At 38.5% G+C, this 11,456-nt stretch carries 13 protein-coding genes; 6 read left to right on the top strand and 7 right to left on the bottom strand.

The genetic code is table 11. From position 1 onward, the window contains the following. The first annotated feature begins 370 nt into the window (after positions 1 to 370). From ligA to NSA57_RS18450, 6 genes are all read left to right on the top strand, one after another. A complete protein-coding gene (gene ligA, locus NSA57_RS18475; RefSeq protein WP_257465740.1) occupies positions 371 to 2,386 on the top strand; it encodes an NAD-dependent DNA ligase LigA in 2,016 nt (671 codons plus the stop codon). Positions 2,387 to 2,396: 10 nt separating this feature from the next. After that, entirely contained in the window at positions 2,397 to 2,813 is a 417-nt protein-coding gene (locus NSA57_RS18470) for a hypothetical protein (protein WP_172538616.1), read from the top strand. Between the two features lie 203 nt (positions 2,814 to 3,016). Continuing rightward, a complete protein-coding gene (locus tag NSA57_RS18465) occupies positions 3,017 to 3,262 on the top strand; it encodes a hypothetical protein (protein WP_172538617.1) in 246 nt (81 codons plus the stop codon). Between the two features lie 77 nt (positions 3,263 to 3,339). Continuing rightward, positions 3,340 to 3,801 (top strand): riboflavin biosynthesis intermediates N-glycosidase, encoded by a 462-nt coding sequence (locus tag NSA57_RS18460; RefSeq protein ID WP_172538618.1) that lies wholly within the window; start codon positions 3,340 to 3,342, stop codon positions 3,799 to 3,801. 86 nt (positions 3,802 to 3,887) lie between these two features. Then, a complete protein-coding gene (locus NSA57_RS18455; RefSeq protein WP_172538619.1) occupies positions 3,888 to 5,246 on the top strand; it encodes an ATP-binding protein in 1,359 nt (452 codons plus the stop codon). A gap of 62 nt (positions 5,247 to 5,308) precedes the next feature. After that, complete coding sequence (locus tag NSA57_RS18450) at positions 5,309 to 6,040, top strand: YkgJ family cysteine cluster protein (protein ID WP_257465739.1); 732 nt, start codon at positions 5,309 to 5,311, stop codon at positions 6,038 to 6,040. A gap of 409 nt (positions 6,041 to 6,449) precedes the next feature. Here the strand turns inward: NSA57_RS18450 and NSA57_RS18445 are convergent, their stop codons facing one another. The 7 genes from NSA57_RS18445 to metK form a co-directional block, all read right to left on the bottom strand. Next, positions 6,450 to 7,145 (bottom strand): hypothetical protein, encoded by a 696-nt coding sequence (locus NSA57_RS18445; protein ID WP_172538621.1) that lies wholly within the window; start codon positions 7,143 to 7,145, stop codon positions 6,450 to 6,452. Continuing rightward, positions 7,135 to 7,428, bottom strand: a complete 294-nt coding sequence (locus tag NSA57_RS18440; protein ID WP_172538622.1) for a hypothetical protein — start codon at positions 7,426 to 7,428, stop codon at positions 7,135 to 7,137. Before NSA57_RS18440 ends, NSA57_RS18445 begins: the two co-directional genes overlap by 11 nt. Before the next feature lie 17 nt (positions 7,429 to 7,445). Beyond that, entirely contained in the window at positions 7,446 to 7,667 is a 222-nt protein-coding gene (locus NSA57_RS18435; protein ID WP_004842190.1) for a DUF5348 domain-containing protein, read from the bottom strand. Positions 7,668 to 7,715: 48 nt separating this feature from the next. After that, entirely contained in the window at positions 7,716 to 8,372 is a 657-nt protein-coding gene (locus NSA57_RS18430; RefSeq protein ID WP_004842188.1) for a recombinase family protein, read from the bottom strand. A 222-nt stretch (positions 8,373 to 8,594) separates the two neighbouring features. Further along, on the bottom strand, positions 8,595 to 8,996 hold the full coding sequence (locus tag NSA57_RS18425) for a winged helix-turn-helix domain-containing protein (RefSeq protein ID WP_025579072.1): 402 nt from the start codon (positions 8,994 to 8,996) through the stop codon (positions 8,595 to 8,597). A gap of 55 nt (positions 8,997 to 9,051) precedes the next feature. Further along, positions 9,052 to 10,071: an alpha/beta fold hydrolase gene (locus NSA57_RS18420; protein WP_257465738.1), complete on the bottom strand. Its 1,020-nt coding sequence runs from the start codon at positions 10,069 to 10,071 to the stop codon at positions 9,052 to 9,054. Between the two features lie 18 nt (positions 10,072 to 10,089). Then, on the bottom strand, positions 10,090 to 11,280 hold the full coding sequence (gene metK / locus NSA57_RS18415; RefSeq protein WP_257465737.1) for a methionine adenosyltransferase: 1,191 nt from the start codon (positions 11,278 to 11,280) through the stop codon (positions 10,090 to 10,092). Positions 11,281 to 11,456 lie beyond the last annotated feature (176 nt).

The raw sequence follows: 11,456 nt of genomic DNA, 5'->3' as shown, positions 1-11,456 counted from the left end.
TAGGCATTTTTTAAAAGTTGTTTATAATGATATATTACAAAACAGGTGACTGTGGATAAAACTGCGGAAACTCAAGTAGTGTTTTTATATTGACACATACTACATATAGTGTTACACTTACTATGTAATTATTATTTGTGTCATCCGGAAAGGATATACGCACGCAGTTTAGGTTTGTAAAAGTGTCAGAAGTATACCACGCTACCAGCAGGGACTTCTGGCTTTTTTTATTTTGCAGGAAACTGCACGCATTAGAGAATGAACATCCGTGTCATTCTCTTTTTTTATGCCTGAACGCAAAGAAAGGAGGAAGAAAAACCGGAACAAATAAGAATTACAACTATACCATAGAAAAGGAGACAAGAATAAAATGAACCACTCTAATGAATTATCAAACGTGGAAAAAATCAAACAACTGGTGGACTATCTGAATTTACAGCGTAACGCTTATTATAATGAGAACAGTCCGAACATCAGTGATGCGGAATATGACCGAATCTTCGATGAATTAGTGGAATTAGAAAAGCAGACAGGCTTTGTCTTATCCAATTCACCGACACAAACCGTAGGCTATACTCCCATCAGTGAACTTCCCAAAGTAAAGCATCCGGTCCCTTTGCTCTCTTTAGATAAGACAAAGCAGGTACAGGACTTGATAAGTTTTGCCGGTAAGCAGCCAGTTCTGTTTATGCTGAAGTTGGACGGATTAACGACTAAATTGGTCTACGAAAATGGAACACTTGTAGAGGCTTCCACGCGTGGCGACGGAGAAATTGGGGAACTTATCACCCATAACATCCCTGCATACGTTGATGTCCCTCTCTCAATTCCATATAAAGGCCGGCTGGTGATTGTTGGAGAATCCTTCATCCCAACCAATGACTTTGAGCGTTTAAAAGAAACCCTCCGAGATGGAAAAGGAGAACCTTACAAAAATGGGCGAAATCTGGCTTCTGGCTCTGTGCGAAGTCTTGATCCGGCAAATTGTGCAGGACGCTGTCTGCACTTTATGCCTTTTAATGTTCTGGAAGGTCTGGACTCTCCATTTCTCTTTCCAGACAGCAGATCTATGAAAATTTCCAGCCTGTTTGACTATGGCTTTCAGCCTTGTCCTTATATTGCTGCAACCAAGCCTTTAACCTTGGATCTTGTAAACCAGTATATTGAAAGTCTGACTGATCTGGCAGGCAAAAAACATCTGCCTATTGACGGAATTGTAATGATTTTCGACAGTCTGGACTATTCCAAAAAATGCGGGCGTACCGGACATCATTATAAAGATGGACTGGCTTTTAAGTTTGAAGACGAAACTTACGAAACCACTCTTCGCAATATAGAATGGACACCCACCCGTTTCGGAGAAATTGCACCAGTGGGAATTTTTGACCCTGTGGAAATTGACGGATGCTCTGTTTCCAGAGCAACCCTTCACAATCTGACCTTTATCAAAGAATTAGAATTGGTGCCAGGTTGTAGAATTTCTGTATCAAAACGCAATATGATCATTCCTCATATTGAAGAAAATCTGGAACGTGGTCATTACGTAGATGCAGTTCCCCCAGTATGTCCATGCTGTGGTTCTCAGACTCGTATCTATCAAAGAAAAGGAAATGATGGGCGTCTCATTGAAACGGTGCATTGTGACAATCCCAACTGTGATAGCCAGATCCGAAAACGCTTTACACATTTCGTTGGAAAAAAAGCAATGAACATCGAGGGACTCTCCGAAACTACCTTGGAAAAATTCCTGACTTTGGGTTATCTCCAGACATTTCCGGATATTTACCATCTAAACGAACATCAGGAAGAAATCTTACAGTTGGAAGGTTTCGGTAAAAAATCCTTTGAAAGATTATGGAATTCTATTACTTCCAGCCGAAATACTACCTTTGTCCGATTCCTGGTTTCCATGGATATTCCTATGGTCGGAAGGACCAAAAGCAAGATTTTGGATACAGTATTCCACGGCAGTCTGCAGGGATTTTTTGACGCTGCCTCTGGTAACTATGATTTCACCCAGTTAGATGACTTTGGTGATACTCTGAATCAGAATATCCATGACTGGTTCTCTGATGAAAATAATTTAATTCTCTGGCACGAACTCCAAAAAGAACTTATATTTGAAGAAAGAAAGGAAATGAACACTATGATGAAAGAAAATGTATTTACAGGATGTACTATCGTTGCAACAGGAAAACTTGCTCATTTTACAAGGGATGAAATCAACTCCAAAATTATTGAGCTTGGAGCAAAAGCCGGCAGTTCTGTCACAAAAAAGACAGATTATCTGATTTGTGGGGAAAAAGCTGGAAGTAAATTAGCAAAAGCCCAGTCTCTCGGCATTAAGATTTTATCTGAAGATGAGTTTCTTGAAATGATTGCGTAAGGAGAAATCTATGAGTATCATTACATCCGTTTTTCATATCTATGGATTTCTTATTACAGAAGAGGCTGCTAATCTTATCCTTCAATATACAGAGGAAGTTTTTCCTGATTTATACAAAGAGTTCTCTGATCCAGAATCACTCTTAGCCTTTCAGGAATATCTTTGTGAGAAACTTGATGGCTGTCGTTATGGCACTGCCGAGTCTATGACGGTATGGAGGATCAAAGATCAGGAAGAACTGGACTTAAATCCAGGAGAAGAATTTTATATCATTGAACTTAAAAATTCTTCCCACTTATTTTCACAGGCGTATTCTTCTTATACGGAAGTTATCCAAGAAATTCAAGAAACGTTTGGTGAATTACTTCCTCCCGATTTTCCATTAGATGATTTTCTTGTGGAAATCATGGGCGAAGTCTGGGGATAGTGAAATGGGGTGAATGCCCCATTTCAAACATCTTTTGCGACTTTTTATTTATAATTATTTTACCGTTGGAAAGCACCTTCTTTTTTGATATAATGAAAGCAAATGGAGGGATAACGTATATGAGTATTCAATCAGATATAGAGATGCTATCAATTGAAGCACTGGAACATCTGGTATTTGAATCTCGAAAGGATATGTAAAACATGGAAGGTAAATATTTTTTTAACGGGAAAGATATTTCAATGAATCTGTATATTCAGATCCGGGATGTTGTCGATATTATTATGGAAAAGAGTAATCTTTCCTTTCCGGATGCCATGGGCAAATTTTATCACTCAAAAACTTACAAAGCCCTGCAAAATACAGAAAATACTCTTTGGGCGGAATCTGCTGGCTATATTGCAGACCGCTATTACGAAGAACAAGAAGAAGCACAAATAAGCAAATAACAAACGAAAAAATATGTTTAAGAAGGAACTGCTTGCCATAAGCGGTTCCTTTTTTTGTATAAGAAAGAAGGGATTACATGTTTATTAATACCTATTCGAATCATTACCAGCAAACAATTGACCACTTTCATGGAGCATACGCTTTTCTTAGTAACTTCTATCCTTCCCGGATATATTACCGGGGCTACTGGTATGCAAATAATGAGGCTGCTTTCCAGGCACAAAAGACCCTTTCACCTAAAGAACAGCTTCAATTTACCAAATTAAGGAATCCAAAAGATGCAAAAAAACTGGGAAGAGAAGTGCAGCTCCGTTCAGACTGGGAAAGTGTAAAGCTTATGTACATGTATGAAATTTGTATGTGCAAATTCATGCAGAATCCTACCCTATGTAAAGCATTACTTGCTACTGGGAATTGTCACCTTGTTGAAGAAAACAACTGGGGAGATTACTTTTGGGGTTCTGTAAATGGTCATGGCGAAAATCATCTTGGCAAAATTCTTATGGATATACGTGCAAAGCTTCAATTTGAATGTTAAAACATAATTTATCCAATTTTGCACTGTATGAACTGCAAATATTTTGCTATAATGAAAGATAGATTTTAAAGAAAGGATTTGTGCTTATGTATCTGAAGCGTTTTGTCTATGACCGTCTTCTGGATTGGAAAAATGAAGGAGGTCATAGTACCCTGGAAGTCGGTGGAGCCCGTCAGGTTGGAAAAACCTACCTGATACAGAAATTCGCTGACGAAAACTACAAACACAAAATTTATATTAACCTGTTTGAATTAAGCGGCAAACAGTTTATGGAATGTTATAAACAGGCAACCGACTGGACACCTGGAACAAAACGGCGGGAGCATCCTCTCCACGATGCCTTCCAGTTATATGAACCGGACTTTATTGATTCTGAAGATACCGTCATCATTATTGACGAAATCCAGGAGTCTTCCGAAATTTATAACCGTATCCGGGAGTTTACACGTCACTTTAAAGCCCATTTCATCATCACTGGAAGCTATCTTGGACGGATTTATGATCCAGAATTTCGTTATTCCAGTGGTGATGTCACAAAGCTTACTATCTACACACTTTCTTTTGAGGAATTTTTGATGGCCTATGACCAAAACCTGTATGAAGATTATAAAAAAATACCTTTTGTTCCTTCTAGGGCAGAGGTCTATGATCGCTTAAAGGAAACCTATGAGCTGTACTGCCAGATTGGTGGCTATCCCAAAGTGGTCGAAAACTATCTGGAAAACCGGAACATCGTAAAAGCTCAAGGCGAACTCGTAAAAATCATTGATACCTTTACCAATGAATCCATTCGCTATTTTACGGATATTTTAGATACCAAAGTGTTTACCCATATTTTCTTTTCCATCTGCCGTATTTTAAATCGTGAAAAGAAAGGATTTTCAGAAGACAGCATCAGTGAAGAATTGCAAAAACTGGTAACCAAAGACTACTCCAGCAATATTTCAAAGGCTACCTGCAACCGTGCCATTAGCTGGCTGTACTTTTCCGGAATCATCGGATTCTGTGCCAAAATAACAGAAATGGATATTCTGGATTTTAAGTCCGCAAGCCGCTGCTACTTCATGGATATGGGGCTGGCAAACTATTATCTGACACGTACCGGTACCGATTCCCGTGTACTTGCAGGCACATTAAATGAAAATTATGTCTATATCAACCTGAAGAAACGCCAGGATTTTCCACAGGAAATTTCCTTTGAAACCCCTGCTTTTGCTACCTACCGTGGCGGAGAAATTGACTTTGTAGCACAAAGCCTATCCTCTTCCACCCGCTATTTAATAGAAGTCAAAGCTGGAAAAGGTACTGCTTCTACTGCCCAGAAAGCTCTGGCTCAAGGAAAAGCAGATAAGCTTCTTTATTTAAAGGGAGCAACCAAAGGTGGTATAGACGGTAAAACAGAAACATTGCCTATTTATTTATTGGAACAATACAAATTTAATTAAGTTTATGTTTACGAAGAGACTACTTCCCAAGTGGTCTCTTTTTTATTTAGGAGGACAATAATATGAATTCAATAAAAGAATTAAAAGAACAATTAGGATATGAAGAAATCGGTCTCGATGATATATTTGTATTTCATTGTACTCAATGCGGAAAATGTTGCATCCACCGGGAGGATATCCTCTTATCCCCGAAAGATCTGTTTAACATAGCAAAAAAATTTCAGATTACACCAGAGAATGCCTTGGAACAATATTGTGAAACCTATATTGGATCTAACTCCCGTTTCCCCGTAGTACGCCTGAAACCACAAGGAAGTGTGAAACGTTGCCCGCTATTAAAAGATCGAAAATGTTTGGTACACGATGTAAAACCGACAGTCTGTGCCATGTTTCCAATTGGCCGGTATCTTGCCCTTCCTGCCGATAGTAATTTTCCGGAAAATCCGGAAGAAATGTCTGTTGGATATATCTTTAATAATCCGGAATGCGGAGACGGATTGGAAATACATACAGTTCGAGAATGGTTTCATGATTTCAACATTCCACTAAAAGATGACTATTTCTTTACCTGGACAAAAACGCAGGCAACACTCTGCAAGCATCTACGCTTTCTGGAGGAGCACCTATCGGAAAAGACCATGCTCCGAATATGGAATGCTATCTTGATCTCGCTGTATCTGCACTATGAGATTACAGAAGATTTTCAAACACAATTTAAGAAAAACTCAGATGCGATTCTATCCTTAATTGAAACACTAAAAAATTTTGACATCCCTATGCCTAAGAAAGCATAAACAACCACAAATACTTCGAGCCGCCCAGTTTTGGTCGGCTCTTTTTATGTCCATATAACGCCCTTTACATTCCGGCAACCATGACTCTCACAGCAGCAATTTCCGTGCTGTAGTTTTCTGCATAAATGTTCCCCCATAGATCACGAATTCCTTTTACATAAAGCGGATATTCCTTCGCACCTGCCTTTCCACGAGATGCAATACTACTGAAAGCTACAGTATGCGTTTCTTTCTACATGAGTAATTCTTTCTTCCTTCATCCAACAATTTATTCACCCCATATTTTTCACCACCTTATCGTAGCATTTCGGCAGTAATCGCAATTTACTGCCGAAATGCTACCTTTATTTACCATTTACATAATCAGCTCCAATAACATCCTATAAATTTTTCTTATCTAACACGTTCTTTATAATGGAATTATCCTTGGAACTTGTACCCCTGCTGAAATTCCCCTCTCTATCTTTCTCCTATAATTCCGAAAGCTATGGACATGAAACCCAGGAATTCCCCATGCACATGAAATTTTGCGAACATAGTACTCTTTTGATTTTGTAAATATTTTTCCTTGCTTCCTATATAATAACTTCATAATCCGCAACGACTGAACCGAAATCTTAGGGAACGTTCCATTAAGTTTTTTGTACAAATCTCCTCTTTTGGTTTCTTCCAAAATAACAGTTTTTCCATGCATACAGGACCATTCTATACATGGAATATCTGCACTTCTTATCCCTGTTTCCATTGCAATTCTCAAAAATAAGGAAGTTTCAAAATCCTTTTTGTATAGGAATTGATCCGCTATCATCTTGTAATGATCAACAAAATAAATTTCTCCTATCTTTCTTTGTAGTTCTGCCAAAGAAATACTATCCAGCCATTCCAGTTTTCCTCTATATTTTTCAACAAATATCATCTCCTGCTCAGCTTCAAAAGATTGCCTCAAATCACAGATAGCCTCTGGCCAACATTTTCTTTTTCCAGGTAACAATAAACATACCATTTTCTGTAAAAATTTTTCTTCACTATCCGGATGCCACTGTATTAAACGCTTTAGTTCTTCATAGGCTTGATTCACTTTGTATTCCATTGTACTATTTCTCATCTTCTGATTCCCCTTCGTATGGCTCCAAAATCTTTGAAGCCCTCTCCACAAACATCCTGTCCGCCCCTGAAAGCTCATATTCTTTCCAAAGTGTCTTATGTATCTGTTCCTCTGTTAAATCCCTACACTTTTCTTGCAGCATACGGACAAATGGATATATCATAGTCGCATGAATATTTTTCCCGGACCGTACCATATCTCCTTCCATTTGATATGCTTCCTGTAAGCATTCCAGTATAATGCGAACATCCGTAACACTTTCTCTCATTGCGCTTCCCCTCATCAGGCTTATCCTCCTATTTACATACGTACTCTCAGTCCATCTAATCTCGACACGTTCAGTCCAACCAGATACCAGTCATCTCCCATTTCAATTCGGACCGGAACCCAAACATCTTTCACTTTTACATCGAAACATTCCCCGCAATGTAGTCCTCCATAAAAAGATTCCAAATCAAAACGTATATCATACCTCCCTGTTTCAGTATCATAAAACAATGTTCCTTCTCTGTGTTCACTCATAACATCTGCCTCCTTAAATTTTTCTTTTACTTAGTAATTACCTCACCCCTATACAGATTGAAGAAATTCCGGAAAATTTTCATAAAAGTTTTTCCGATACCGATAATAGGTAGAAGAAGTTAACCCCAACTCCCGCTGCAGTTGTGTCGGTGTTACCTTCTTTTGTACCACCCTCATAAATTCCTGGTTAAACTTTTCCTGTTCTATAGCCCGTGGTCTTCCTACTTCATCCCATTCACCCCGAAGCCTTTTTGCCTCCATACCTTCCTTTTGTCGCTTCTCCTTTTTCTCCATCTCTGCCTGTGCCATGGATGCATAGAGTTCAATCATCATATTATTGATTGTTTCTATCATCATCTTTGCCAGATTATTTTCCATCTGAGACAGGTCAAACAACGTGGTAGGAAGTTCCAATACCATTACCCGAACCCCTTTTTCTTCTAAAAAACGTAGCTGCTTTAAAATCTCCTGCTTGTTCCTGCCAAGTCTGTCCAGCTCTGTAATAATCAGGGTATCCCCTACCCGTAAAACATCTTCCACAAGAACGGTATAACGTGGTCTGTCAAAATTTTTACCGGTTATCTTATCTGTAAAAATACTTTCCAGTTTAATTTTCTGATTTTCACAGAACCTCTTTATTTCTATAATACCTCGGTCCAAGTGTTGTTCCTTAGTACTGATTCTGTGATACCCATAATATGCCATACGTATCCCCCTTTATACATTCCCAAAAAGTCTTAAAATATTTTGGCATATCTCAAAACCTTCTTATATACTTTTTGGAAATAAAAAAATAGCCTATTACATCTCCCATCAAAAAGCATACTTTTTGGGAGGTGACTTTCACTACTTCTGTACGCAAGATGGCATAAAAAAGCAACAAAAAAAGACAGAGGTTTTAAAAAATTCCCTCTGTCTTCAGATCAACTATTCTGGAAAGATGTCCATCTTTTTTCCTTCAAACTTATATCCTACACCTCTCACTGTTTTAATATAGCGGCACTGCTTTAGCTCCGGTTCAATTTTCTTTCTCATACTGGATACCAGACAGTACACAATATTATCAATGCTTTCCGGCAATTCCTCGTTATAAAGAATCTCAAAAATTTTTTCTTTGGTAAATATCACACCTGGTCTCCCTGACAAAAGCATAAACAATTCATACTCTGCTTTCGTTAAGACGATCTCCGTCTGTCCTCTATAAATCTTATGATAATCCGGATAAATCCTAAAATCGGAATTTTCTTCATCCTCTCCCCGGATGTTTTTTATATTTTCCACTACATATTCTTTGTATCCCAATACAGTTGAAATAGTTACTTTCCCCAAGCTACACTTCCCTTCTGTTTTCTCTTATTTAGAAATCTCATCACACAGATTCCTTTTAAAAATGATTCTCTATTCTCCATTCATCGATAAGCTGTACAACCTGCGTTAAATTGGTATACCAGATATAATGTCCTCCATTTACAATATATAACTGGTGATTACCAGATTCTAAATCCAATTGATTTCTATGAGCAGTCTCCCATGCCGGAACATTTTGTACATTCTCTGAAGAAATCATGGTTAATACAGGAAGTGCCGATGGGAATTTTTTATTCTTTATAGAGAGTAATGATTGATCCATCCCGTTCACTTCATTTCTAATCGTATCGTTGCTGCTTAAAGAATATGCCTGAATGTATTCCTCCCTATCACTCTCCGTATAAGTGTACCCGGAAACCTGTGGTAATGCTGCCCCATATTTATCTGGATCTGTTTTCAATGCCGTCTGGAATTCTTCCAAAGAAGAAAAGGAATTCTTGATTTTCTGAAATTCATCAATTTCCTGCAGCATATATTTCTTTTCCATTTCCATAGCCTCTGCCAGTTCTTCATCATATACTGTATTATCAACGGCAATGAATCCTTTTACTTTTTCCGGATAATTCTGTACAAAGTTGAGTCCATATACTCCAGAAATTGAATGTACCAGCAATACGCACTGCTTAATTCCCATGGTGTCCAGTGCAGTATTCAATTCATCATTGATATTATCTACAGTTCGAGCAGTCGATGCACCATCACTAAGCCCATATCCAAACGGCTCTACAATCACTATGTTAAAACTCTCATCTAAAGATTGTGCCAGAGGTTTGAAGTAGATATGCGGTGATGGAACTCCCAGAGCCGGCATCATCACCAATGTGGTTTTTCCTTCATCTGCAAATGTTTCTCCACTTGCATCCAATTTTCCATACAAAGCAAGATGCATATTATTCCCTTTCACTGTGATATATTTACTCGCATATCCAACTTGTGTTGCTCCCATAGCATATACCATATTAGAATTTCCTACCAGAAATGTAAACAGCATCGCAATCGTCACAATTCTTGAGATTCGCTTTTTGTATCTTCCCATACGTTTCCTCCTAATAAATTATTTCAAATATTTTTTCAGTTCTTCTACCTTATCTAATCTTTCCCATGGAAGGTTGAGATCGTTTCTTCCAAAATGTCCATAGGCTGCCGTCTGTTTATAGATCGGACGGCGGAGATCCAACATCTGAATGATTCCTGCTGGTCGCAGATCGAATTCTCTTCTTATCATCTCTACCAGACTCTCATCTGAAATTTTCCCACTTCCAAAGGTGTCTACCATAATAGAGGTCGGATGAGCCACCCCAATTGCGTAAGACAACTGAATTTCACATTTTTTTGCCAGACCTGCAGCCACAATATTCTTCGCAACATAACGAGCAGCATAAGATGCAGAACGATCTACTTTCGTACAGTCTTTTCCAGAAAAAGCTCCGCCGCCATGCCGTGCCATACCACCGTATGTATCTACAATAATCTTGCGTCCTGTTACTCCACTATCTCCGTGAGGTCCTCCGATGACAAAACGTCCTGTTGGGTTGATGAAAAATTTTGTATTCTCATCTACCAGTTCTGTTGGAATAATCGGTCCCAATACATATTTTTTTATATCTTCGTGAATCTGCTCCTGTGTCACATCTGGATCATGCTGTGTTGACAGAACCACTGCATCCAACCGGTGCGGAATACCTGCTTCATCATATTCTACAGTAACCTGGCTCTTACCGTCCGGTCTTAAATAATTCAACAAACCATCTTTACGGACCTGCGTAAGCTGACGAGTCAATTTGTGTGCCAACGAAATTGGATATGGCATAAATTCATTCGTTTCATCACATGCGTAACCAAACATCATACCCTGATCCCCAGCACCAATTGCATCAAGTTCTTCTTCTGACATTTTGTGTTCTTTTGCTTCCAATGCCTTATTCACGCCCAAAGCAATATCTGATGACTGCTCATCAATTGCCGTTAAGACGGCACAGGTATGTGCATCAAATCCATAATCTCCATTGTCATAACCAATTTCTTTGATGGTTTCTCTCACCACCTGCTGTATATCTATATACGCATTGGTTGTAATTTCTCCCATCACTAATACCATCCCCGTTGTAATTGCAGTCTCACAGGCCACTCTGCTCATCGGATCCTTTTCCATAAGTGCATCTAATATGGCATCTGATATGGCATCACACATTTTGTCCGGATGTCCTTCTGTTACTGATTCTGAGGTAAATATTCTTTTGTTCATAACTCATTATACACTCCTTGCTTTTTTATAGCAATTATATCGCTTACAAAAGACTTTTCTAACCTTCTGACATAAACCGTCGAATAAATGTAACAAATTGTCACTCGTACTATATATAGCACCAATGAATAAAAAAGATGTTTTAAAATAACCCTATTAGTACTATATATGGGAGG

The organism is Blautia caecimuris (assembly GCF_024622975.1).
Lineage (GTDB): Bacteria > Bacillota > Clostridia > Lachnospirales > Lachnospiraceae > Blautia_A > Blautia_A caecimuris.
Note: the sequence above shows the minus strand (reverse complement) of the source record. Positions and strands in the feature narration are given on the sequence as shown.